General features: G+C 69.8%; 23 protein-coding genes and 1 pseudogene. 6 read left to right on the top strand and 18 right to left on the bottom strand.

The window, feature by feature from the left end:
- Nucleotides 1-193: 193 nt before the first annotated feature.
- The 6 genes and pseudogenes from lexA to OOJ98_RS29745 form a co-directional block, all read right to left on the bottom strand.
- Nucleotides 194-883 (bottom strand): transcriptional repressor LexA, encoded by a 690-nt coding sequence (gene lexA / locus OOJ98_RS29770; protein ID WP_267058153.1) that lies wholly within the window; start codon nt 881-883, stop codon nt 194-196.
- Between the two features lie 241 nt (nt 884-1,124).
- Nucleotides 1,125-1,450, bottom strand: a pseudogene (locus OOJ98_RS29765) (phosphotyrosine protein phosphatase); the annotation flags it as partial.
- Complete coding sequence (locus OOJ98_RS29760) at nt 1,447-1,749, bottom strand: DUF3817 domain-containing protein (protein WP_267058152.1); 303 nt, start codon at nt 1,747-1,749, stop codon at nt 1,447-1,449. The gene OOJ98_RS29760 and the pseudogene OOJ98_RS29765, both read right to left, overlap by 4 nt.
- Complete coding sequence (locus tag OOJ98_RS29755) at nt 1,746-2,210, bottom strand: hypothetical protein (protein WP_267058151.1); 465 nt, start codon at nt 2,208-2,210, stop codon at nt 1,746-1,748. The genes OOJ98_RS29760 and OOJ98_RS29755 overlap by 4 nt, the downstream gene beginning before the upstream one ends.
- Entirely contained in the window at nt 2,207-2,527 is a 321-nt protein-coding gene (locus OOJ98_RS29750; protein ID WP_267058150.1) for a hypothetical protein, read from the bottom strand. Before OOJ98_RS29750 ends, OOJ98_RS29755 begins: the two co-directional genes overlap by 4 nt.
- Nucleotides 2,528-2,598: 71 nt before the next feature.
- Nucleotides 2,599-3,285, bottom strand: coding sequence for a DJ-1/PfpI family protein (locus OOJ98_RS29745; RefSeq protein ID WP_267058149.1), 687 nt, complete (start codon nt 3,283-3,285; stop codon nt 2,599-2,601).
- Between the two features lie 196 nt (nt 3,286-3,481).
- Here OOJ98_RS29745 and OOJ98_RS29740 point away from each other — a divergent pair, with 196 nt between their 5' ends.
- The 3 genes from OOJ98_RS29740 (at nt 3,482) to OOJ98_RS29730 (ending at nt 6,280) form a co-directional block, all read left to right on the top strand.
- Nucleotides 3,482-4,420 (top strand): GlxA family transcriptional regulator, encoded by a 939-nt coding sequence (locus OOJ98_RS29740; protein ID WP_267058148.1) that lies wholly within the window; start codon nt 3,482-3,484, stop codon nt 4,418-4,420.
- Nucleotides 4,421-4,818: 398 nt separating this feature from the next.
- A complete protein-coding gene (locus OOJ98_RS29735; protein WP_267058285.1) occupies nt 4,819-5,160 on the top strand; it encodes an MmcQ/YjbR family DNA-binding protein in 342 nt (113 codons plus the stop codon).
- Nucleotides 5,161-5,779: 619 nt separating this feature from the next.
- On the top strand, nt 5,780-6,280 hold the full coding sequence (locus tag OOJ98_RS29730) for a hypothetical protein (protein ID WP_267058147.1): 501 nt from the start codon (nt 5,780-5,782) through the stop codon (nt 6,278-6,280).
- Between the two features lie 35 nt (nt 6,281-6,315).
- Here the strand turns inward: OOJ98_RS29730 and OOJ98_RS29725 are convergent, their stop codons facing one another.
- From OOJ98_RS29725 to OOJ98_RS29675, 11 genes are all read right to left on the bottom strand, one after another.
- Entirely contained in the window at nt 6,316-7,212 is an 897-nt protein-coding gene (locus tag OOJ98_RS29725) for a TauD/TfdA family dioxygenase (RefSeq protein ID WP_267058146.1), read from the bottom strand.
- 23 nt (nt 7,213-7,235) lie between these two features.
- Nucleotides 7,236-8,579, bottom strand: a complete 1,344-nt coding sequence (locus tag OOJ98_RS29720; RefSeq protein WP_267058145.1) for an LLM class flavin-dependent oxidoreductase — start codon at nt 8,577-8,579, stop codon at nt 7,236-7,238.
- The gene (locus OOJ98_RS29715) at nt 8,576-9,406 is read right to left on the bottom strand and encodes an ABC transporter ATP-binding protein (RefSeq protein ID WP_267058144.1); all 831 of its coding nucleotides are present in this window, start codon (nt 9,404-9,406) and stop codon (nt 8,576-8,578) included. Before OOJ98_RS29715 ends, OOJ98_RS29720 begins: the two co-directional genes overlap by 4 nt.
- The gene (locus tag OOJ98_RS29710; RefSeq protein WP_267058143.1) at nt 9,382-10,230 is read right to left on the bottom strand and encodes an ABC transporter permease; all 849 of its coding nucleotides are present in this window, start codon (nt 10,228-10,230) and stop codon (nt 9,382-9,384) included. The genes OOJ98_RS29715 and OOJ98_RS29710 overlap by 25 nt, the downstream gene beginning before the upstream one ends.
- A gap of 5 nt (nt 10,231-10,235) precedes the next feature.
- A complete protein-coding gene (locus OOJ98_RS29705) occupies nt 10,236-11,309 on the bottom strand; it encodes an ABC transporter substrate-binding protein (RefSeq protein ID WP_267058142.1) in 1,074 nt (357 codons plus the stop codon).
- 335 nt (nt 11,310-11,644) lie between these two features.
- On the bottom strand, nt 11,645-11,800 hold the full coding sequence (locus OOJ98_RS29700) for a hypothetical protein (RefSeq protein WP_267058141.1): 156 nt from the start codon (nt 11,798-11,800) through the stop codon (nt 11,645-11,647).
- A gap of 54 nt (nt 11,801-11,854) precedes the next feature.
- Nucleotides 11,855-13,099 carry an ROK family transcriptional regulator gene (locus OOJ98_RS29695; RefSeq protein ID WP_267058140.1) on the bottom strand — a complete coding sequence of 415 codons (1,245 nt, stop codon included), beginning with the start codon at nt 13,097-13,099 and terminating at the stop codon, nt 11,855-11,857.
- Nucleotides 13,100-13,632: 533 nt separating this feature from the next.
- Nucleotides 13,633-14,754 carry an epoxide hydrolase family protein gene (locus OOJ98_RS29690; protein WP_267058139.1) on the bottom strand — a complete coding sequence of 374 codons (1,122 nt, stop codon included), beginning with the start codon at nt 14,752-14,754 and terminating at the stop codon, nt 13,633-13,635.
- Between the two features lie 374 nt (nt 14,755-15,128).
- Entirely contained in the window at nt 15,129-15,527 is a 399-nt protein-coding gene (locus OOJ98_RS29685; protein ID WP_323177946.1) for a YrhB domain-containing protein, read from the bottom strand.
- 549 nt (nt 15,528-16,076) lie between these two features.
- Nucleotides 16,077-16,862, bottom strand: a complete 786-nt coding sequence (locus tag OOJ98_RS29680) for a hypothetical protein (protein WP_267058138.1) — start codon at nt 16,860-16,862, stop codon at nt 16,077-16,079.
- 273 nt (nt 16,863-17,135) lie between these two features.
- The gene (locus OOJ98_RS29675) at nt 17,136-17,615 is read right to left on the bottom strand and encodes a hypothetical protein (protein WP_267058137.1); all 480 of its coding nucleotides are present in this window, start codon (nt 17,613-17,615) and stop codon (nt 17,136-17,138) included.
- Nucleotides 17,616-17,711: 96 nt separating this feature from the next.
- Here OOJ98_RS29675 and OOJ98_RS29670 point away from each other — a divergent pair, with 96 nt between their 5' ends.
- Together OOJ98_RS29670 and OOJ98_RS29665 are read left to right on the top strand one after the other, a co-directional pair.
- A complete protein-coding gene (locus tag OOJ98_RS29670) occupies nt 17,712-18,071 on the top strand; it encodes a MerR family transcriptional regulator (protein WP_267058136.1) in 360 nt (119 codons plus the stop codon).
- A gap of 417 nt (nt 18,072-18,488) precedes the next feature.
- Entirely contained in the window at nt 18,489-19,478 is a 990-nt protein-coding gene (locus tag OOJ98_RS29665; protein ID WP_267058135.1) for an ornithine cyclodeaminase family protein, read from the top strand.
- A gap of 39 nt (nt 19,479-19,517) precedes the next feature.
- Here the strand turns inward: OOJ98_RS29665 and OOJ98_RS29660 are convergent, their stop codons facing one another.
- Nucleotides 19,518-20,165, bottom strand: coding sequence for a TetR/AcrR family transcriptional regulator (locus OOJ98_RS29660; RefSeq protein WP_267058284.1), 648 nt, complete (start codon nt 20,163-20,165; stop codon nt 19,518-19,520).
- A 154-nt stretch (nt 20,166-20,319) separates the two neighbouring features.
- Here OOJ98_RS29660 and OOJ98_RS29655 point away from each other — a divergent pair, with 154 nt between their 5' ends.
- On the top strand, nt 20,320-21,801 hold the full coding sequence (locus OOJ98_RS29655) for an MFS transporter (protein ID WP_267058134.1): 1,482 nt from the start codon (nt 20,320-20,322) through the stop codon (nt 21,799-21,801).
- The last annotated feature ends 137 nt before the right edge of the window (nt 21,802-21,938 follow it).

Raw genomic sequence — 21,938 nt, 5'->3', positions numbered from 1 at the left:
AACTCCCCTCTTCTTGAGAATCCAAAGGTCACGCTGCCCGAAAATCCCCAGGCCCAGGAATACCAACGCCGGGACATACGGGCCCCCTTGCGGCAGGGCGACCCCAACACCCTCGCAACCTGGGGGGAATTCCTGTCCCTACGCTTCGGCCACCATGGCAAGACCGGTCTGCGGCGGCAGGTTCTCGCGAATGTCAGAGGGCGCGTAGGACGGTTACGACCTTGCCGATGATGTCCGCCTCATCGGCGGGCAGGGGCTCGAACTCGGCGTTGTGCGGGATCAGCCAGGCGTGGCCGGCCTCATCGCGCTGGAACCGTTTCACGGTGGCTTCGCCTTCCAGCAGGGCGGCGACGATGTCCCCGGGCTCAGCGGTCTGCTGACGGCGGACGACGACGGTGTCGCCGTCGCAGATGGCCGCGTCCACCATGCTCTGGCCGACCACCTTCAGGGCGAACAGCTCCCCGTCGCCTACCAGGTGACGTGGCAGGGCGTAGACGTCCTCAACGGATTCCTCGGCGAGGATCGGGGCGCCGGCGGCGATCCGGCCGACGAGCGGGACCTGGACCACGCCCACTGCGCCGACGGGAGATTCTGGAGAAGGGTGCTCTCTCCAGCGATGCCGGACGCGGTAGGCGCGCGGACGGTGCGGATCGCGGTACAGGATGCCCTTGCTCTCCAGGACCATCATCTGGTGCGCGACTGACGAGGTGCTCTTGAGTTTGACGGCCCGGCCGATCTCGCGCATGGACGGCGGGTATCCCTGCCGGGCGACCTCTGCCTGGATGAATTCGACGATCGCGGTCTGGCGGGTGGTGAGTCCATTGGGTCCGGTACGGATTCCGGGCGGGCGACCGGGGCGGGCCACAGCATCAACGGCATACATACGGTGTCCCCCTAGCAATCCTTGCGTCCCGGGACACTAGCTCACCAACTGCAACAAAGGGAACACTGATTCGGCAAGCCATCGCCAGGCGAAGCTCGGTCGTCGGCACTGCGGACGACTCGGCCCACGCACCGCACCCCGACGAGGACTCCGAAAGCGACTCCTCCGTCGAGACCGCCGAGCCCCCGTTCAAGCAGCAGATCTTCCACGTCCTCGGCGTCGTGGCCGTCCTTGCCGTCGAAATCTCGTCGCGGATGTGACGGACAGCCTCGACGCCCCTCACCGCAGGGTCTTCGAGCTGCCCGTCGAGGTACTGCTTGCCGGGGACGATTGGGCTGGCGTCGCCGCAGCTCATGGTGATGACGCAGTCGGATGCCAGGCCGGCCTCGGCGGTGCGGGCTTTCAGTTTCTGGCCGGCGATGCCGATGCGATCTGCCGCATGACTTCGACGGCGGCTGGGTTGACCTGGTCGGCGGGCAGGGAGCCGGCCTAGCGGACCCCGATGCCGTCGCCTGCGAGCTGGGTGAGGAATCCGGCGGCCATCTGCGAGCGGCCGGCGAGGTTCATGAGGGGATGACTTCTTCCTCCTGGGGGCGGGCCGGATCTCCGCGGTCGAGCTGTCGCAGCGCGAGCAGCCCGCCGACCCCGGGAATGAGGGACAGGACCTTGGGGGCCGCCGGGGTCTGCTTGAGGCGCCAGGTCGTGATGACGACGAACAGGTAGGCGCAGCCGTGGGTGGGGCCCATCAGGGACGAGACGGGCCCCAGGTGGACGGTGAACAAATTGGTCAGCATCACGATCAGGGAGATCAGCTCGGCGTGGGCCGCGATGCGCAGATGGGGCGGAGGTCTCAGGGGCATGGTCATGCCCCCGTGGTGGAGCCGGGGCGGATGATCATCAGGACGGTGACCGTCGCCCAGAGGAGGTTGAAAATGCCGGTGGTCATGGCGAGACGGCCCGTAGTCGCGGCCGGCGCCGGCGTAGCACCCGGGCTCACCATGTCCGTCAGGACGCGGTCCTGGCCGGGCAGGATCGCCAGGATCAGGACGCCGGCGGCCGCCGTGGTCAGCAGGATAGAGGTGATCAGCCAGGCGTCGCCGAGGACACCGAGGCTGCTGGCTGTGGCGAAGCCGAAGACGGGGACCGCGACACCGATGCCGGAGTAGATCCTGCAGATGCGGTGCAGGGTCCCCAGGATCGAGCGGGCGCCGTCCCGGTCGCCAGCGGTGCGTCGCAGCGTCGCGGGGAACATGCTCGCGGCGACGGCGACGGGACCGACGGCCAGAATGGCGGCCAGCACGTGCACGGACAACAGGATCTTGGTCATGCCTGGTGGTCCACGGCCGGGCGGCGCTCGCCGATGACCTTCGAGGCCGGAAGGCGGCCGGCCTTGGAAGTGCCCTTGAGCGTGTCGCCGTCAACGGTCACGTCGAAGGCCAGGTTGAGCCGCATCGGCTTGGTGATGGCCTGCTTCCAGGTGAGCCGGTTGCCGTGAAGGGCGAGGTCGCTGAGCGGCACCTCCTCACCGGTTCCGTGAGCGAAGCCGGTCAAGGTGCCGTCTTCCTTCCTGCGCAGTTCCAACCCGGCCTTGATCTTGCCGATGGGGGTGGAAACGGACAGATTCCAGGTTCCTTCAACGGACATGGTGGTGCTCTCTCTTGCGATGTGCCGCAGGTGTGCGGGGCGGTCTGCGGCGGTGGATGCGGGCCGGGGGGTCAAAGGGCGGCGGGAGCAGGGCCCTTGGCGCGCCAGACGGTGCCGCGCCGCTCATGGGCGAAGAGTTCCTCGACGGCATGCGCGATGCGCGGGCCGGCCTCTCGCTCCAACAGGTACAGGCCAAGGTCGAGTCCGGACGTGACGCCCGCACCAGTGATCAGATCGCCGTCATCGACGACACGGGCGCGTACCGCGTGTGCTCCGGTGGCGTCGAGCAGGTCCAGGCCCATGTGGTGTGTGGTGGCATATCGCCCCTCCAGCAAGCCGGCCATGGCCAGGACGAGCGAGCCGCCGCAGACCGTGGCCACGGTCATGTCCGGGGCGTCCATCGCGCGTCGCAGGAGCGCGGGCAGCTCTGTGGTCAGCGTACGGCCGAGCAGCACCGGGATGAATTCGTCCTGCTTCCACGCGCCGTTCCCCGCCTCCTCCGGCTCCTCGCCGGGCTCACCGACGCGGCCGGAGGCGCCGGGCACCAGGAACATGTCCGCCCGTTCCGGGTCGAGGGCAGCGGTGGCGCGCAGTACGAGGCCTCCGGTGCCGCTGATCACCTCGCGAGGCCCCTCCGCGGAGGCCAGTTCCACGTGCACCGCACCCTCCGTGGCCATGCCGCCGGCGTACAGGACCTCGTAGGGGGCGATGACATCGAGCGGATCGAACCCGTCGAACAGGGCGATCTGGACGTGCATGGGGCGGACCTCCGGGAGCGGGTTTGCTGTGTCGTGGTGAAGTCAACCGGCCGCCCGCCTCATCGCCCAGTGGCAGGAGTGACATACTTCAACGGAAAATTGCCATCCCCTCCAGCCAGCGGAGAAACTGGCGTCACCTGGGCACATGGGCATATCGGCCCGCGCTCACCAGTGTTCGGACAGGTAGGTTCCCGCCATGCACACCGTCGCCGTTCTCGCGTTGGACCAGGTGATCCCGTTCGACCTGTCCACGCCGATCGAGGTCTTCACCCGGACCCGCCTGCCCGACGGGCGGCCCGGCTATCAGCTACGGGTGTGCGCAGAACGCGACGAGATCGACGCCGGGGCATTCACCCTGCGCGCGCCGTGGAACCTGGAGGGTCTGAAGGACGCCGACACCATCATCGTGCCGGGGATCGCCGACCCTACGGCCCCGCTCCCACCCGCCGCATTCGATGCCCTGCGGACAGCAGCCGCGTCCGGAACGCGGATCGCCTCGCTGTGCGTGGGCACGTTCCCCCTCGCGGCCACCGGTCTTCTCGACGGGCTGCGCGTCACCACTCACTGGCGCGCAGCAGACCTGCTGGCCGCCCTCTACCCGAACGTCAACGTCGACGCGGACGTGCTCTACGTCGACAACGGCCAGTTCCTCACCTCGGCAGGCGCGGCCGCCGGCATGGACCTGTGCCTGCACATGATCCGCCGTGACTACGGCTCGGCGGTCGCCGCCGACGCCGCCCGCCTGTCCGTGATGCCACTCGAACGCGAAGGCGGACAGGCGCAGTTCATCGTCCACGACCACTCCCTCGCCCAGCAGGGTTCCGAGTTGGAGACACTGTTGGTATGGCTGCGGGAAAACCTCGCCCGCGACCTCGCCCTGGCCGATATCGCCGCGCAGTGCGGAACCAGCACCCGCACGCTGATCCGACGCTTCCGCAACCAGACCGGCACCACTCCCCTGCAGTGGCTCCACCGGGCCCGCATCCGCCAGGCGCAGCACCTCCTGGAGACCACCGAGCACTCCATCGAGCGCATCGGCCGCCAGGTCGGATTCGGCTCGCCCACCACCTTCCGCGACCGCTTCAAGCGCACCACGGGTGTCAGCCCGCAGACCTACCGGCGCACCTTCAGCTGACTCGGGATCAATCCCTCGCATGGTCCTTGCCGAAGGCGATGGCCGATGAGCCGCTGGCTGACAGGGAACGGGCGAGTACGAGGCAGGGGTTGCCGACCCGTGCTCGGCAGCTGTCCCAGCGGGTGAGGTGATGCGCGTGCGGCTCAGTTCGCGCCAACATCACCCTGACCACGATCGCAGAGGCGAAGGGCGCCCCTGCCCACCGTCAGCAGCGCGCGTGGTCAATGCATCTGGTGCAGAGGGTTGTTGGCGTCATTCATCGTTGCACTCCTTTCCACCCCCAAGGGCGGCCGCGTGAACTTCCCGGCCTGAAGGATCCCCCTTCGTCTGTCGGCGATCGAGGGTTCATTACCGTGGTCGTCGTGACGCACACACCAACCGCCCAGGATGTCCGGCGCATGGCCCTCTCCCTTCCCGAGACCGTGGAGAAGGAGGCGTGGAGCATGCCGACCTTCCGGGTGGCCGGGAGGATGTTCATCACCGTGCCGGATGAACAGACCTCGTTCGCCGTGCGCTGCCCCCGCCACGAACGGGCCGAACTGATCGCTGCGGAACCGGAGAAGTTCTGGGTGCCCACGCACGAAGCAGGATCGTCCTGGGTGAGAGTACGGCTGGCCGCGCTGGAGGGACTGGGTGAGCTGCGCGACATCTTGGAGGACTCCTGGCGCCAGGCGGCCTCCGACCGACTTCTCGAAGCCCACCCGGAACTCGGACCCGGCCGGCACTCTGCCTCCACCTAAAGTATCCCCCCGCCGAGTTCCGGGCCTCGCGGGGGCGAAGGGCCACCCGCCCCCGCCGCAAGAGTCGGAGGCACTGCCCTGGGCGGGGCGACGGCGTGAGTGACGGGACGCGCATGAGCGACGCCCCAGCTGCTCGCACCGAGCCCATGACGAGGGCTTGATGATCCTGGTCGGCGAGGTGGAGGCTGATGCGCCGGCCTCCGTCGGCGAGGGCCGTGCGCGCCGGGAGTTCGGCGATCCCGGTCAGGCATGCGGCGAGGTCCGGGGCCGGCTGGTAGTGCCAGGCCTTGAGCTGACCCAGGACGTGGCGGCCCGCTTTGGCCAGGGACCACGGCGCGTTCTCCAGCACCCAGGACGCTGCGCGCCGGTTCCTGATGACCGCCCGCATCCGCGACTTGGTCGCGACCGCGCCGGCGTCGGGGAGCTTCGACGGGCCGCTTGGGCGGGGGGCGACGTTTTCGGCGGATGGTCCGGGCGGTGGCTCTGCTCTTGGGTCGGCGTCACGGCGGCATCCCGGCGCTGAATCGGTACTCCCGCCGCCATCGTGGAGGGGTACACCATCGAGGAGCGCCGCAGGTTGCGTGCCCACAGCTGCAGGAGGCGAGTTGACCAGTCATGGATGATCGCGCCGGCGGTCACCCGGGCCAAGTCGCCGCTGATCACCGTGGGAAGCCATCGCTTCTGGCAGGCGCGGGCCGGGCTTCCCGCGGTGCTCGCGGACCGCTCGACGGTGCTGGGTTCGGGCAGCGCGGACGCGGACCCGGCCGCCGCTCCCCGGACCCCGCCCGCAATCCGCGAGGAGCTCGCCGACCGGCTCCAGGAGTACCTCGCCACCCGTGGCATCACCGACCTGGAACGGGCGGCGGTCGTGGGCGGCCACCCGGTGGACCTCCTGTTCACGGTGGAGGGCGAGAACACGGCGGTACTCATCGACACGGGCCCGCCCCCCGGCCAGGACCCGGCCCGCCACCTGCGCCTCACCCAGGCCCGTGCCGACCTCCTGCCCGGCCTCCCTTCCGGCGGCCGCGGCGCGAAGCCGGCAACGGTGGCCCGCACGGTGCGGGTGCCGGCCTGGCGGGTGGCGGCCGGGGCTCCTTGGCTGGAGCCGCTCCTCCCGTGAACCGCCCCGGCGCAGGGCCCGGGGGGCTGCGCCGGCTACACCGATGCGACCGACGTGTAGTGCGAGGCGTCCCCCGTGATCGAGTAGCTCTCCTTGCCCTCGGTGCCGACCGGCACGTCTCCGGCGACCGTCACGCGGTTCAGGCGGCGCGGCTGGTCGTCGTAGTTGTCGATGGCGTAGTGCTGGGTGATCCGGTTGTCGAAGAGGACAAGCTGGTTGGGGGACCAGCGCCAGCGCAGGATGTTCTCCGGCCGGACGACGTACGCCTGGAGCAGGTCGAGGATCTTGCGGGACTCGGCGACCGAGAGCCCGACGATCCGCTGGGCGAACCCGCCGATGAACAGGCCGCGTTCGCCGGTCAGGGGGTGGACGCGCACCACCGGGTGGGCCGTGCGGAACGCGATCGAGGTGAACTGGGCGCGCTGTTCGGCCTTCCGGTCGTCGACGTCCTCCTCCGGGACCGCGTAGTCGTAGTCGTTGGTGTGCTCGGCCCACAGCGTGTCGGCGAGCTGGCGCAGCGGCTGGGGCAGACTTCGGTACGCGGACGCCGAGTTGGCGATCAGCGTCTCGCCTCCGTACGGCGGGATCGTGATGCTGCGCAGGGTGCTGGCCTGCGGCGGGTTGAGGACGAAGGTGACGTCGGTGTGCCAGTGGTTGGCGCGGCCGCGCTCGCTGTCCACCGGGAGCACGTTCGGCGCGTCGCTGACGGCGGCGACCGTGGGGTGGGCGGTGGTGAGGTCGCCGAAGTGGCGGGCGAAGGCCTGCTGGCCCTCGTCGTCGAGGTGGACGTCGTCGAAGACCAGGGCCTTGTGCTCGTTGAGGGCGGCGCGCAGGGCGGTCACGCTCTCTTCGGCGAGCGGCCTGGATATGTCGACGCCGGACACCTGGGCGCCGATGTGCGCGGTGACCTTGCGGATTTCGATGCCGGACATGTGCGGGTTCCCTTCGGTGGTGGTCAGACCCGGCTGAGGGCCGGGACGGTGTGCTGGTTGGCGGGGCGGGGCAGGCCGTAGCGGTCGCGCAGGGTGCCCCGGGGGCCGTACTCCGTGCGGAACAGGCCCCGCTCGCGCAGGATCGGCACGACGTGCTCGACGAAGAGTTCGAGGCCGGACGGCAGCACGGCGGGCATGATGTTGAAGCCGTCGGCGGCGCCCAGCGTGAACCAGCTCTCGATCGCGTCGGCCACCTGCTCGGGCGTGCCGGCGAAGGTGAGATGGCCGCGCCCGCCGCCGAGGCGCCCGATCAGTTCGCGGACGGTGAGCCGTTCGCGCCGGGCGAGCTCCACGATCAGCGTGTAGCGGCTCTTGGCGCCCTCGATGGCGCTCTCGGGCGGCAGATCCTCGGGCAGTTGGGCATCCAGCCGGAGGACACCCGGCTCCAGGTGGAGCAGCCGTTCGAGGCGGTGGAGACCGTGCTCGGGCACGATGTGGTCGTCCAGGAGCCGCTCGTGGGCGCGGGCCTCGGCCTCGGTGGAGCCGATGACCGGCACGATGCCGGGCAGGATCTTGAGGTGCTCCGGGTCGCGTCCTGCCGCACGGGCCCGGGATTTGAGGTCGGCGTAGAAGGCTTGCGCGTCCTCCAGCGTCTGCTGCGCGGTGAAGACGGCTTCCGCGTACCGGGCCGCGAACCGCTTGCCGTCCTGCGAGGAGCCCGCCTGGACGAGCAGGGGGTAGCCCTGCGGGCTCCGGGGGACGTTCAGCGCCCCCTCGACGCTGAAGTACGTCCCCTGGTGGCGCGGCGGATGGATCTTCGTGTCGTCGCCCCAGACACCGGCCGCCTTGTCCGCGACGACGACGTCGTCCTCCCAGCTGTCCCAGAGTCCCAGCGCCACGTCGAGGAATTCGGCGGCGCGCTCGTACCGGGTGGCGTGGGCGGGTTCGTCGTCGAGCCCGAAGTTGCGGGCCGCTTCGGCGCCCGCCGTGGTGACGATGTTCCAGCCCGCCCGGCCACCGCTGATGTGGTCGAGCGAGGCCAGCCGTCGGGCCAGGTTGTAGGGCGAGTTGTACGAGGTGGAGGCGGTGGCGATCAGACCGATGTGCTCGGTCGCCGCGGCCAGCGCGGTCAGCAGGGTCAGCGGTTCCAGGACGCCGGCGGGGCGCTGGCCGACGTGGCTGAACAGGACGGGCCCGTCGGCGAGGAACAGCGAGTCGAAGGTGCCGCGTTCGGCGATGCGGGCGAGCTCGCGGTAGTGGGCGAGGTCGACGCTCGCGTACGGGTCGCTCTCGGGCAGCCGCCAGGACGCCTCGTGGTGTCCCGTGCTCATGAGGAACGCGTTGAGGTGGAGCCGGCGCGGGGTCACTGGAGGGCCTCCTGGTCCTGGGACGGGTTCTCGGTCCGGTGGTGGGTCCGGTCCTGGATCTGGTGGTGGGCGTGTTCTTGGTGGCGCTCCTCGTGTGCGGTCACGCCGAGCGCGGCGAGCAGGCGCTCGCGGTACTCGCCCAGGTGCGGATCGCGGTACGAGCGCGGGTGCGGGCGGTCGATGGTGAGGTCGACGCCGATGCGGCCCCGGTCGAGCACGAGGACCCGGTCGGCCAGCACGATGGCCTCGTCGACGTCGTGCGTGACGAGCAGGACCGAGGGCCGGTGGCGCTGCCACAGCTCGCGCAGGAGGGCGTGCATACGGATGCGGGTGAGGGCGTCCAGGGCGCCGAACGGCTCGTCGGCGAGGAGCAGTTCGGGCCGGCGGACCAGGGAGCGGGCCAGTGCGGCGCGTTGGGCCTCGCCGCCGGACAGCTCGTTGGGCCAGGCCCGTTCGCGCCCCGCGAGACCGACCTCGGCGAGGGCGGCACGGCCCCGCTCGGCGGCTTCCTTGCCGTCCGCGCCGAGGAGGACGTTGTCGAGGACGCGGCGCCAGGGCAGCAGCCGGGAGTCCTGGAAGACCACCGACACCCGTTCGGGGGCGTCCAGTTCACCGCTTCCGGTCACCTGGTGGTCGAGTCCGGCGATGGCGCGCAGCAGGGTGCTCTTGCCGGAGCCGCTGTGGCCGAGCAGGGCCGTGAACTGGCCGGCCGGGATGTCGAGGTCGATGCCGTCGAGGACGGTGCGGCCGTCGAAGGACCGGGTGAGCCCGGCGAGCCGGACCGCCGGGGCCTGGATCGTGGTCAGTTGCTCAGGGTGCGTCGCCATGAAAGGACCCTCCGTTCGACGAGGCGGACCACGCTGTCGGAGACGAGGCCGAAGACGCCGTAGATGAGCAGACCGACGAGGATGATGTCGGTGCGGCCGTAGTTCTGGGCCTGGAACATCAGATAGCCGAGGCCGCTGGTGGCGTTGATCTGCTCCAGGACGACCAGCGAGAGCCAGGACCCGGTCACCCCGAGCCGGAGTCCCACGAAGAAGCCGGGCAGCGCGCCGGGGACGACGATCTGCCGGATGAAACGGACCCTGGACAGGCCCTGGACTTCGGCGAGTTCGACGAAGCGGTGGTCGATGCCGGACAGGGCGGCGTGCAGGTTCAGATAGATCGGGATGTAGACGACGATGGCGATGATCGCGATCTTGAAGGTCTCGCCGATGCCGAGCCAGAGGATGAACAGCGGGATCAGGCCGAGGGTGGGGATCGCCCGGTTGAGCTGGACCGTCCCGTCGATCAGCGCCTCGCCGACCCGGCTGAGCCCGGCCGCGAGCGCGAGGACCACTCCGGCGGTGAGCCCGAGGGCGAACCCGTACGCGGCGCGTTCCAGGGAGGTGAGCACGTCGGTGGACAGGGTGCCGTCGCTCCACAGCTGACCCGCCGTGCGCAGCACCGTCCAGGGTGCCGGGATCGCGGCGGGATCCAGCTGTCCGGCGGCGGACGCGGCGGCCCACAGGACGAGGACGAGGCCGGGGCCGATCAGCCGTGAGGCGGGCAGCCGTTTGCCGGGCGCGAGCGCACGGCGCCTCGGCGTGCGGAGGGCGGCCGGCGTCTCGACGGGCGGGGGCACCAGGGGCGTGGTCGCGGTGGTGGTCATGGCCGTCACCTCTGGTACTCGGCCGCGACGGCCTGGGCCGCGAGACCCTCGAAGCGTCGGTCGAAGAGCGAGTCGACCCGGAACTTCTTCACGAAGCCGCCCTCGGCCAGGAGGTCCGCGGTCTCCTGCTCCCACCTGATCGCCTCGTCCCAACTGGGCGGAAAGAGCGGCTTGTTGGCGAGGGCGGTGATCGACCGGGCCTGCGCGAGCGTGAGGTTCTGCGTCTTGACGTAGAACTCCTCGTTCCAGGCGTCGGGGTGCTCGTACGCCCACACCTGCCCCTTGGCCCAGCGGGGGACGTACGCGGCGATCGCGGCCGCCTTCGCCGGATCGGCGAGCACGGTGGTGGGCGCCCACAGCAGGTTGAGCAGGTCGACCACATCGGTCGAGATGGCGTGCGCACCCTTGGGCCCGTACTGCTTGAGGTAGGCGGGGGCCTGGCTGTTGGCGAGCGGGGCGATGTCGACCTGTCCGGCCTGGAGCGCGGTGAAGAACTGATTGCTCGTCAGCGGTACGAGGGTGACGTCGTCGTGCGTCAGCCCGGCCTGCTTCAGGGCCCGCAGCAGGACGACGCCCTGCGCCTGCCCCTGCGAGAAGGCCAGTTTCCTGCCCTTGAACCCCTGGACGTCCTTGATGTCGCTGCCGGGCTTGGTGGCGAAGACGTAGCTCGGCTTGCGGGTGATGTCGATCGCGACGATCTTCGCGTCGTACCCCTGGAAGTGCGCTTGGATCGACGGGATCCCCGCGTTGTTGGCGACGTCGAGGGAGTTGGCGCGGAAGGCGTTGATGACATCGGGGCCGGCACCGGTGTTCACCCAGTCCGACACGGTGAACGGCAGGTCGCCCAGCCCGGCCAGTCTGAACTGGAGTTGCTGGACACCCTGGTACGAGGCGATCTTCAGTCGGGTCCCGGCCGGAACGGTGGTGGACAGCGGGGCGGACACGGCCCCTTTGGCCACGGTGCCGGCGGCCTGGGCGCCCGCGCAGCCGCTGAGTCCGGCAGCGGCGGCGACGCCGAGCAGTGAGGACAGGAACAGCCGCCGGTCGACACCGGGCACGGCCGAAGAAACTGGGGGCATGGAGAAACTCCGTGATGGCAGGAGGAAGAAAGGCGCACGGAATTGCGCGCGGGCAGTGCGGGCCGGAAAGGGAGCCAGGGAAGAACGAACGAGCACGAAAGGAGAGCTGGGCACAGACGCGGAACAGGAATGCGTTCCGGGGCCTGCCGTCAGCAGGGGCAGGCGACAGCGTCGAGAGGCCGGAACCGCAGCACGTGGACGCGGCCGGCGAGCCTGTGCGGCCCGGCCGGGCCTGCGCTTCGGCCGTATACCCTCCGCCGGCGCCCGATCGCCGTCACCGGCGCCGGTCGCTCCGTCGGCACGTCAACGTCAACAGTCCTGATCTCAGCGGGACATCAGCAACACAGGGTGCGGCCGATCCGCATCAGGTCGATGACACGGCACCTGGTCAGGAGAACGGACCGCGAGGGTGTCGGCGCGCCACCGGCGCCCCGGTCGCGGACCTGCCGCGACCGGTTGACCACCGGGGAGAATTCCTGCGCGCTGCTCATGCCGAGAATCCTCGCTTCCGCCCGCAATCCCTGTCAATATTCGGAGTTTCTGAATTAATTGGATTCGACACGCTTCTCGGTCGGCCTGTTCAGCATGCTCAGCGGATCCCGGAACAGCACGTCGAGCGCCACGGAACCGCCCGCCACGGCGAGGACCGAGCCCGGGAAACTGCTCGGCACGACCAGCGCGTCCCGGCGCCCCACCGCCTCGCGCAGCGCGGTGAGGCAGTCCTGCCGGTGCATCACACCGACTTCGGTGACGACGACGGTCTCCGGGTTGAGGACGTCGAGGAGCAGCCGGGCCGCGCGCCCGACCATCCTGGCCCGCTCCACGAGGAGGCGTACGGCGACGGGGTCGCCGTCGGCCGCCGCGCGCACCACATGGATGGGGTTCGCCGTGTGGATGACCTGCTGTTCGCGCGCCCTGCGGCACAGCGTGCGCTCGCTCAACTCCGCCTGCAAGCAGCCCACTTGACCGCACTCGCAGGGCTCCGTCGCCCCGGCGAGCGGCAGGTGGGCGATGGCGCCCGCCTGCGAGCGGGGGCCGTGGTGCACTTCGTCGTGGGTGGCGAAGGCGGCGTCCACCACGTTGCCGACGAAGAGGTGCAGCATGCTGCGGCTCCCCCGGGCCCGCCCGAACAGCCGCTCCGCGTTCACCAACGCCCGTGCGTGGCCGTCGACTTGGACCGGCAGGCCGATGCGCTCGCGGAGGGTGTCGCGTACGGCGACGTCCCGCCAGCCGAGCAGGGCGTGCTCCACGATGGTGCCGGAATCCCGGTCCACCCAGCCGCCGGCCGCCACCCCTACGCCGAGCGTAGTGCGGCCGTCGGCGTCGGCCTCGCCGAGCAGCACGCCGAGCGCCCCGGCGGCGTTGACGAGGACACGTTCGGGCTCGGTTCCCTCGTCATGTCCGAGGCGCCGCTCGGCGACCACGCGTCCGCGCAGGTCGAGCAGGGCGACGCTGGTGTAGGGCACTGCCACGTGCACCCCGCCGACCACGAACCGGTCCGCGTCCAGATCGATCGGCACATGAGGGCGCCCCGCCCCTTTCGACCGCGGGGGCGCGGCGGCCTCATGGATCAGGCCGAGCGTGTCCAGCCGTGCGCAGTGGTCGGTCACCGATGCCGGGGAGAGGCCGGTCAGGCGGGCGATGGTGCTGCGGGCGACGGGGCCGTGTTCGAGCACGGAGCGCAGGACCGCACTGGCGCTGGTCCGGCGCCGGGCACCGTCCGCGGCCCGGTGCGCCGCTGGGACGGCAGGTGGGTCGGACAGGGAAAGGGGGGCTGCTGAAGGGGACATGCGTACTTCCTCGGGGAGCTGGTCCGACACCGCGCCGTCTCGTACTCGGCGGAACCGGACTCGCTGCTCCCGGCCGCCTCAGCCGGTGCGACAGGTGGCCGTGCCCTGGCGTCGCAGGTCGACATAGCGACGCGACGCGAAGTTCTCGGCCTGAGGAACCATGGCCCGAAGCTAGCAAACCCGTCCGTCCCTGCCCAGAGCCCGCCCACGCTACGGACGCCCGCCTCCCTCGCCGAGCGGCGGAGCGGGCCGCGGCCGAACGGGACGCGGAGGCCGGGCTCCTCGTGCCCCGCCGCGAAGGGCCCGGCCCGTCGCGGAAGCCCTCGCCTCGACTCGGCTGAGCCCAGGCCTCGCCCCGCGCCGGCTGCCGGGCCGCCTCCGGGAGACCCCCCGGCCGGGTGCGGCGAGAGCCGCTATTCCTGCGCACCCCTGCCGCGTGCACCGCCCGGGTCCGTCTCTTCGCCGTCGCCGCGGAGCGGGTGGTCAGCGGACGCGGCGGGGCGGGTGGTCAGCGGATAAGGCGGGGCGAGTGGTCACCGGACGAGGCGGAAGAACCCGCGGACCTGCTCGACCAGCGATTCCGGCTGCTCCAGCGCGGCGAAATGACCACCTCGCGGCAGTTCCTCGAACCAGCGCAGGTCGGTGAACCGCCGTTCGGCCTCCCGCCGGGAAGGGCGAGTGATGTCGCGTGGGTAGACCGACAGCCCGGAGGGCGCCGTGACCTTGTCGCGGAACGACGCGAAGCTCTCCCAGTACAGGCGCGCCGATGACGTGGCCGACGCGGTGAACCAGTAGACCGAGATCTCGTCGAGGATCGTCTGTCGCGACAACGCGCCCTCGGGGTAGCCCCTGTTGTCCGTCCACGCCCAGTACTTCTCGGCGATCCAGGCGGCCTGGCCGGCCGGGGAGTCGGTGAGCCCGTAGCCAAGGGTCTGCGGCCGGGTGGCCTGTTGCCCCGAGTAGCCCCGACCGGTTCGCTGGAACTCCTTCTCGGCCTCCAGGTTCGCGAGTTCCGAGGGCGTCGGGTCGTCGAAGGTGCCGGCCGCCACGGAACCCAGGTTCAGATGCACGCCGGCAACCCGCTCGGGCGCCACCTCCCCCAGCGCTCCGGAGACCGCCGAACCCCAGTCGCCGCCCTGCGCGCCGTAGCGGTCGTAGCCCAGCGAGACCATCAGCGTGTCCCAGGCGCGAGCAGTGCGCTCGACTCCCCACCCGGTCGTGGACGGCTTGTCGCTCCAGCCGTACCCGGGCAGGGACGGCGCGACCACGTGGAACGCGTCCGCCGGGTCGCCGCCGTACGCACGGGGGTCGGTCAGCGGGCCGAGGACCTCCAGGAATTCGAGTACGGAGCCCGGCCACCCGTGCGTGAGCACCAGCGGGAGCGCATCCCGCTCCGGCGATCGGACGTGCAGGAAGTGGATACCCAGCCCATCGACCGTGTCGCGGTACTGCGGGAAGCGGTTCAGGCGCGCGGCGAACCCGAAGTCGTAGTCCTCGGCCCAGCTTCGGCAGAGCTCTTTCGCATAGGCCAGGGGCACCCCCTGAGACCAATCGTCCACGGGCTCGGGGTCGGGCCACCGGGTCCGGCTCAACCGGGCGCGGAGGTCCGCGATCTCGCCTTCGGAAACGCTGACTTCGAAGGGCTTGGCAGTCATGGCGGGGCTCCCTTTCTCGCGGAGACGTGATCGGGCGTGTGCGAGGACCAGGGTGGCATCCCTCGTACTGCCCGCAGGCGGAGGATGTCGTCGCCGGGCCAACGCCATCGCCGAAGCCAGGTAAAACGCGGATCGCCGGGGAGACCGTGGCGCGAAGGGCGCGGAACAGGCCTGCCCTTCGCTCTACTCAGCCAGTCACCCCAGCGCCGGCAACGAGCTCGGCAAGTCTCCCGTCAGCTCTCGATTCTCGGAAGATCACCGTTAAGGATTCGCCTCCGAGTCAAAATGGCCAACGTTTGCGCAGATCACGTCGTGGCGTATCCGCAGGAGCACCACATGGCGCCGAATTAGACAGGCGAGAACATCGGCAGCCTCTAGCGCAGTGTCCGCGCAGCGTGCATGCGCCCGCGCGCGGCGGCGACTTCGCACACTGCATCGTGTAGGTCGTCTACTGCGGTGCGCACCGGCAGCCCACGTATTCGGGCTCGATAGTCGGCCTCCCACTCCCCGGTTACCGCGGAGACGACACCGATCTGGTGCAGTCCCCCGTCGACACGGTCGACCAGGTAAGGCCCGTTACCGGCCAGCATGAACTCCGGGTTCCGGGTGCGTACGAACTCCTCGGATGTCCAGCAGACGATCCACACCAGCTCGTGCTCCTCGACGTCGGACACGGCCATCCGCATCGCGTCCACGCCCGCAGCCCGCCACTGCTGATAGTCTCGCTCCAGCTGATCCTCGACGGCCTGAACGGCGGCCTCTCGCTCGATCACGCATGCAGCCTCCCGCACAGGACTCTCTCTCAACCAGCCGATTCTGACGGCCAGGGGCACGCACGAGGCGCGTCTGGCGGACGTTCACTTGGCCAGGAATACGACAGCAACGGAACGAGTGTGCTGCGCCAGCATCCAACAAGTTCGGCTGCTGCATCGAGCGCTTCGACGGCACCCCCGTTGATCCCAGCTGCTACGTCGCGCCCTCGGCATCCGCCGCTCGCCGGCTGGCCGCATAGCGCGAGCCCCGTCCCGACCGCACAGGTCGGGACGGGGGTAACACCGGGCGGCCGCAGCATCGGCAGAGAACCGGCCGCGCCCGCTCCCCCACCCATCGGGATCAGGAGAAATCCGGCATGACGCGTCGCCACGCCACCTTTGCCGGCCTGCTCGGACTGGCCCGCGCAGGGAGCACGATCGGAGATTGCTGGGTTAACGCGGCCAAGGCCGTGCCCACCCTCCTCGGTGTCTCGCTCCCAAGGAGGAGTGGACGCAGCGCTGCGTCTTCGAGGCTCCGTTCGTATGTCTCGGCGAGGGCCGGCCGGAGACTCACATGTTCTCGTCCGACGACGACGACGCTTCATTGATGGTGTCGACCTCGGGCGTGGCCCGCCTCCGGCCCGACCGGACGCGGGCCTCATGCTTGGCACCACCGACGCGTCCCTGGGGGTAGTCGTTGAGGAACTCCGGTGCCTCATGAGACGGGTTGGCCTGCCGCCGGAGCGCGCTGCGTATGTGCTTGAGCGCTCCCGGCTCACGAACCGCCTCGGCGTTGGCGATTCCCATGAGCATCGCCGCGGCCCGGCACTGGTCGTCGCTCAGATCCTCAATCTCCTCCTTGCTCAGCTCCCGCCCCTTCAGCGCTTTGACGAGGGGGAGGAATTGCTCGGCGTCGAGAGCGGGGATCAGGCCGTTGAACTGGCTCTCTTCCTCACGGACGTAGCGGCCGTCGGTCGCCTGGGTTCCCGGATACTGATCCATGTTGGTGGTGATGTACGGAGCCCCGCCGCGTCCGGGACGCTCGTTGTACGGGCCGAACGGGGTTTCGCGCGTGGTGAAGCTCTCTGCTTGCTGGGCACCGCCGCGTCCGGTGTCGCGCTCGGCCCAACGCTTCCGCCGAGCGTCGGCCTTGGCACGCTCCTCGTCGGTGGCCCGCTGCACATATGCGGTGGCGGCAGCGTTCCCAGCCATGCGCTGCACGGCTTGGACGGACGCCTGCGTGACCTGACGATTCTCCAAGAAGGGCGCCGCATTGCCGCTCTGGGTTGCTGAGGTCCGAGGTGGCAGAGCTGTTCCTTGCCGCTCGCCACGCTCGTTCTTCCGATCGAAACCCATGATGCTGCCGCTCTCTGTAGTGAGGTCGGTAGCCGGGCGTAGCACCCGGTCCGAACCGTTCCGCCAGTCACCTTCCACGCTAGGCGAACCGGAGGCGTCCGTACATGTCCATGAGGGCAGTCCTCCGTCTCATGTGAGCAAACCGGCTTCAGTGAGGAATCCGCCCCAACAGACCTCGCCCGCAACCGGATCGTCGGCGCCGGCGCCTTTCGCCACCACGAGAGCGACTGGCGGCCCCCAGCGCAGCCCTGACGGCGGGCCACTGGCTCGTCGTCAATGACGCGCCGAGCCGAGGAGACGGCCGTCAACCGTCCCGGAGCGGCCGTCCGTCGACCGGCTGTCGCGGTGCAGCAGCCAAGGTCCGAGCTCGACGACGGCGAGTGCCGCCTCGACCACGAGGAACAGCCACAGCCACTGCGGGACGCCTTGAGCCAGGGCGTACGCCATCCATGTCGCGAACAAGGCGCGCGCGATGCCGTCGAACAGTCCGTGCACCGCAAGCGGTCTGACCACCCGCAAGGTCGCCCAGACGATTACGACCGAACCCATCAGATTCGCGTACAGGGTCTGCATCGGGTCGAGTTCGGGCGTAACGCCCAGCCCGAGATAGTCACCGATCCAGGACAGGCCGTCATGCACCAGCGCAAGAGTCCACGGCGTGGTGAAACCAGCCGTGACGATGAGGTCGTACCAGGCATTCGCACGAACGACACGAAGGTAGGCGGGGCGTGCGGGGGCGAAACGTTGGAACACGGTGAGGCTCCTGTCTGTCCGGTGGGCAGCAACACCTCACGCTAAACAGTGGAGTACGGTCCAAGGTCAAGCCCAAGATCTCGACGAGGGGACGCCATGCGCATCGGAGAGCTGGCCGCTCAGACAGGGACAACCAAGGACACCATCCGGTTCTACGAGAAGATCGGCCTGGTCTCCGGTCAGCGTCTGGCCAACGGATACCGCGACTTCCCACCCGAGACCGTGATGTGGCTGCACTACGTACGTACCGCACAGACGCTCGGCTTCTCGCTGGCGGAGATCGCGCGCACCGGCGAAACACTCCGCGAAGCGCCCGACAGCGCCGAGGCGTTGTCCGCGCTGTTCGAGGAAAAGATCCAGGTCGTCGACGCACGCATGACCGAACTCACGGCCCTACGAGCCGAACTCACCAAACGCGTCGGAACAGGATGCCCACTACGACCCACCGAAGAGTGAGGGAAGCACACCTCGGCCGGGCCCGGAGGCGGAAGTCTGCAACGCCGTACTGGTTGGGAGAGCTCCCGACGGGGATGTCCACAACGTAGACAGGACGTCGCCGATCCCCACCTCGGACGCGGGCGCGGGCGCGGCCGAGACGGCGCCTATCCCGATCGCTGCCACGGTGATGGCCACATGTGAGTGAGAACTACGAGCGAGTGCACCAGGCCGGGGAGAGCGACCCGCAGGCCGCGATCCCCGAGGGCGCGTGCGCGGGACACCACCTGTCGGCTACACGCTGATGCGCTCAGGCGCGTGCGGATGCGCGCGCCCACGAGCAACAGCGTGTCGTAGCCGGGCGCATGGGGGTGCTGCGGTTGACGCTTTGGCTGTGCGGTCGTCGGCCGGACGTTCGGCATCGGGAGGTTGAGGCACGTGCTTGTTCTGGGCCGTTCGCAGGTCGAGGCCCTGCTCGACATGCACTCGCTGATCGATGCTCTGGCCCCGGCGATGGAGGACCTCAGTGCGGGCCGCGCCTCGGTTCCCGACCGCGTCGCCGCCCTGGTGCCCGAACACGATGGATTCCTGGCGGCCATGCCGGGCTTCCTGCCGTCGGCCGAAGTGCTGATGACCAAGCTGGTGTCCCTCTTCCCGCACAACGACGGGACACGGTTGCCTACACATCAGGCGCTGATCGTGGCGTTCGATCCGGACACCGGAGAGCCCGCCGCACTGTTGGACGGTGCCGCCATCACCGCGGCACGCACCGGCGCCTGCTCGGCGTTGTCGGCGCGGCTGCTGGCCCGTGAGGACGCGAAGGTGCTGGCCGTGCTGGGCACCGGCGTGCAGGCAGGGGCCCACGCCCGCGCGATCTGCCGGGTCCGCCCGATCGAGCAGGTCCGCGTCGCGGGCCGCGATCCGGCGAAAGCCGCTGTCCTGGCCGCGGAGCTCTCAGCCGTCCTGGATGCCGAGGTCCAGGCGGTGTCCAGCTACGCTGCGGCGCTCGACGGAGCGGACATCGCCGCCGCGACGACGCACGCCGTCGAACCCGTGATCCGCCGTTCCTGGCTGACACCCGGTGTGCACATCACATCCGTGGGATACAACCCGGCCGGCCGCGAGATCGACGACGCCACGGTCACAGAGGCCCTGGTGTGCGTCGAATCGCGTCAGGCCGTGCTCGCACCGTTTCCCGCGGGCAGCAATGACCTGCTCATGCCGATCCGGAACGGCCTCATCACAGCCGAGCACATCCACGCCGAACTGGGCGAACTCATCTCCGGCAGCAGACCGGGACGCACCACACCGGACCAGATCACCCTCTACAAGTCGGTCGGCGTGGCAGCGCAGGACGCCGCGGCCACGGCCCTCGTCGTCGCCTCCGCCCGCGAGCAGTCCATCGGGCAGAAGGTCGCACTGCGGTGATGCCACCATCAGGACCCGCGAATGGATAAAGGGACCGGCTCAGGCTCCGGCCTGCAGGCGCAGGCCCGTGAGGGTCAGGTCCAGCGCGGCGCGGAACTGGACGATGTCGTCGTGCCCGTCGAACTCGTCGATGATCTCGTGCACGAAGGGGAAGTCCTCGGGGTCGAGCTCTCGCCAGGCCGCGGCGTAGCGTCCGAGGAACTCTTCGCGGTTCACGGCGCCGTCGAGGACCTCCTGGGGTGGTTCCTGCCCCAGGTCCACGGCTGAGCCGACGACGACCCCGGTCACCGCGGACACCGCGTGGAACCGCTGGCGCGCGGTGAGCTTCAGCCGGAGGGTCTGTTCGCCGAGCCTCTCGTACACGCGCAGGGTATTGCCCTGCACATCGGTGTTGCGCATGAAGTAGGCGCCCAGCCATGGCCGTTGCACGATCGCGTCGAACAGGGTCAGGGCCATCGCGCGGAGGTCGTCGATCGGGTCGTCGGTGCGCGGAAGTGCCTCGATCTCGGCCAGGGCCGTAGCCATGACGTGGTCGGTGGCGCGGTCGAGGAGTTCGTCCTTGCTCGCCACGTACCAGTAGATGCTGGCGACGCCGCCCCCGAGACGCTGCGCGAGTGCCCGGAACGTCAGAGCGGGTGCCCCGGCCTCATCGAGCAGGGCCACCGCTTCGGAGAGCACGGACTCCATCGAATGTGAGGCGCGTCGGCGTCCGCCTCGGGAGCGTTCCTGCTGGCCGGCCATCGCTTCTCCCTCGCCCTTTGCACCGTATCGAACTGTGTTCTATCGTAGCTCATCGTACGCCGTTCGATAGCCGAACGACGTTCGATCGAGAGGACTCGCCATGACCACAGCCCCGCCCCCAACCGCCTCCCGGGCCTACCCCTCCCTGCGCGCGGCGTGGATTCCCCTGGCCGCCCTCTGCCTGGCCTTCTTCGTCGAGATGGTCGACAACACGCTGCTGTCGATCGCCCTGCCCACCATCGGCCGCGACCTCGGCAGCGGAACCACCGCACTCCAGTGGGTGACCGGTGCCTACTCGCTGACCTTCGGCGGCCTGCTGCTCACCGCCGGATCGATGGCCGACCGGTTCGGACGCCGCCGGGTGCTCCTGATCGGACTCGCCGTGTTCGGCTCGCTGAGTCTGTGCGTCGCCCTGGTCAGCACGGCGGGCGAGCTCATCGCCCTGCGGGCCGCGCTCGGCATAGCCGCGGCCGCGATGGCCCCGATCACGAACTCACTCGTCTTCCGCCTGTTCGACGACAAGGCCCTGCGGATGCGCGCCATGACGGTGATGATCATCGTCGGCATGTCCGGATTCGTACTCGGACCGCTGCTCGGTGGCACCGCACTGGCCCACGTACGGTGGGAGTGGCTGCTGCTCGTCAACGCCCCGATCGCGCTGATCGCCTGCATCGGTGTCCGGCTCGGCGTCCCGGCCGACCAGCCACAGGACCTCACCAAGGACGCGCTCGACCTGCCGGGCGCCGTCCTGAGCGTCGCCGCCATCGGACTCGCCTGCTACTCCCTGACCAGCGGTGTCGAACACGGCTGGCTGTCCGCGATCACCCTCGCGTCGATCACCGGCGCTGTCGCCGCCGCGGTCGCGTTCGTACGGCACGAACGCCGCAGCCCGGCACCGATGCTGGACCTCAAGGTGTTCGCCCACGGCACCGTGCGCGGGGCCGTCATCGCGCAGATCGGGACGTCCATCGCGATGGCCAGCGTCATGTTCGGACTGATCCTGCACTTCCAGTACGCCTACGGGTGGAGCCCCGTGCGGGCCGGCCTGGCGAACCTGCCGATCATCGTGACCATGCTCACCGCGACCCCGCTGTCCGAGTGGCTCGCGCGCCGGTTCGGTCACCGCATCGCCTGCCTCGTCGGCGCAGCCTGCCTGGCAGGGGCGCTGGCCGGCCTCTCCTGGGGCGTCGACCATGGATACACCGCCATCGCGGCCTGCATGGTGCTCATGACCGTAGGACTGCGTACCGTCATGACGATCTGCGCCGTAGCACTCGTCGACGCCATGCCCAGCAACCGCACCTCGCTCGGCGCGGCCCTCAACGACACTGCCCAGGAAGTCGGTTCCAGCGTGGGCACCGCCGTGGTGGGCACGCTCATCGCCGCCCTGGTCACCACCCAACTGCCCGCCGGAACATGGGACAGCGGCCTTGTCGCGTCGTTCTTCCACGGCGAGCGGATCACCTACGCCCTCCTGGCCGTCGTCGTCGGACTCGTCGCGGCGGGCGGCGCGCTGAGCCTCACCAACTCCCACACCCTCGAGGAGCCCGCCGCCGAGGAGCCCAGCACGGTGGCGGCATGACCCCTGCGGGCTCCTCCGGCCGGAGAACGTCGTTGCCCCGCACCGGGGTCAACACGGACCATGCGTGCTCACCTGCAACCCCGGCGTGTCGAGGAGCACGCCACCGTGCCACGACGAAAGGGTGACGTGAGACCTCA

Origin of the sequence: Streptomyces sp. NBC_00083 (genome assembly GCF_026343295.1) — a bacterium.
Lineage (GTDB): Bacteria > Actinomycetota > Actinomycetes > Streptomycetales > Streptomycetaceae > Streptomyces.
The sequence above is the reverse complement of the archived record's forward strand: the minus strand, read 5'-3'. Positions and strand labels throughout refer to the sequence as shown.

Bases quoted from the DNA above. Each gene is read 5' to 3' on its own strand.
- lexA (WP_267058153.1), bottom strand. From the start codon at position 883: ATGTATGCCGTTGATGCTGTGGCCCGCCCCGGTCGCCCGCCCGGAATC.
- OOJ98_RS29760 (WP_267058152.1), bottom strand. From the start codon at position 1,749: ATGACCATGCCCCTGAGACCTCCGCCCCATCTGCGCATCGCGGCCCAC.
- OOJ98_RS29755 (WP_267058151.1), bottom strand. From the start codon at position 2,210: ATGACCAAGATCCTGTTGTCCGTGCACGTGCTGGCCGCCATTCTGGCC.
- OOJ98_RS29750 (WP_267058150.1), bottom strand. From the start codon at position 2,527: ATGTCCGTTGAAGGAACCTGGAATCTGTCCGTTTCCACCCCCATCGGC.
- OOJ98_RS29745 (WP_267058149.1), bottom strand. From the start codon at position 3,285: ATGCACGTCCAGATCGCCCTGTTCGACGGGTTCGATCCGCTCGATGTC.
- OOJ98_RS29740 (WP_267058148.1), top strand. From the start codon at position 3,482: ATGCACACCGTCGCCGTTCTCGCGTTGGACCAGGTGATCCCGTTCGAC.
- OOJ98_RS29735 (WP_267058285.1), top strand. From the start codon at position 4,819: ATGGCCCTCTCCCTTCCCGAGACCGTGGAGAAGGAGGCGTGGAGCATG.
- OOJ98_RS29730 (WP_267058147.1), top strand. From the start codon at position 5,780: ATGATCGCGCCGGCGGTCACCCGGGCCAAGTCGCCGCTGATCACCGTG.
- OOJ98_RS29725 (WP_267058146.1), bottom strand. From the start codon at position 7,212: ATGTCCGGCATCGAAATCCGCAAGGTCACCGCGCACATCGGCGCCCAG.
- OOJ98_RS29715 (WP_267058144.1), bottom strand. From the start codon at position 9,406: ATGGCGACGCACCCTGAGCAACTGACCACGATCCAGGCCCCGGCGGTC.
- OOJ98_RS29710 (WP_267058143.1), bottom strand. From the start codon at position 10,230: ATGACCACCACCGCGACCACGCCCCTGGTGCCCCCGCCCGTCGAGACG.
- OOJ98_RS29705 (WP_267058142.1), bottom strand. From the start codon at position 11,309: ATGCCCCCAGTTTCTTCGGCCGTGCCCGGTGTCGACCGGCGGCTGTTC.
- OOJ98_RS29700 (WP_267058141.1), bottom strand. From the start codon at position 11,800: ATGAGCAGCGCGCAGGAATTCTCCCCGGTGGTCAACCGGTCGCGGCAG.
- OOJ98_RS29695 (WP_267058140.1), bottom strand. From the start codon at position 13,099: ATGTCCCCTTCAGCAGCCCCCCTTTCCCTGTCCGACCCACCTGCCGTC.
- OOJ98_RS29690 (WP_267058139.1), bottom strand. From the start codon at position 14,754: ATGACTGCCAAGCCCTTCGAAGTCAGCGTTTCCGAAGGCGAGATCGCG.
- OOJ98_RS29680 (WP_267058138.1), bottom strand. From the start codon at position 16,862: ATGGGTTTCGATCGGAAGAACGAGCGTGGCGAGCGGCAAGGAACAGCT.
- OOJ98_RS29670 (WP_267058136.1), top strand. From the start codon at position 17,712: ATGCGCATCGGAGAGCTGGCCGCTCAGACAGGGACAACCAAGGACACC.
- OOJ98_RS29660 (WP_267058284.1), bottom strand. From the start codon at position 20,165: ATGGAGTCCGTGCTCTCCGAAGCGGTGGCCCTGCTCGATGAGGCCGGG.
- OOJ98_RS29655 (WP_267058134.1), top strand. From the start codon at position 20,320: ATGACCACAGCCCCGCCCCCAACCGCCTCCCGGGCCTACCCCTCCCTG.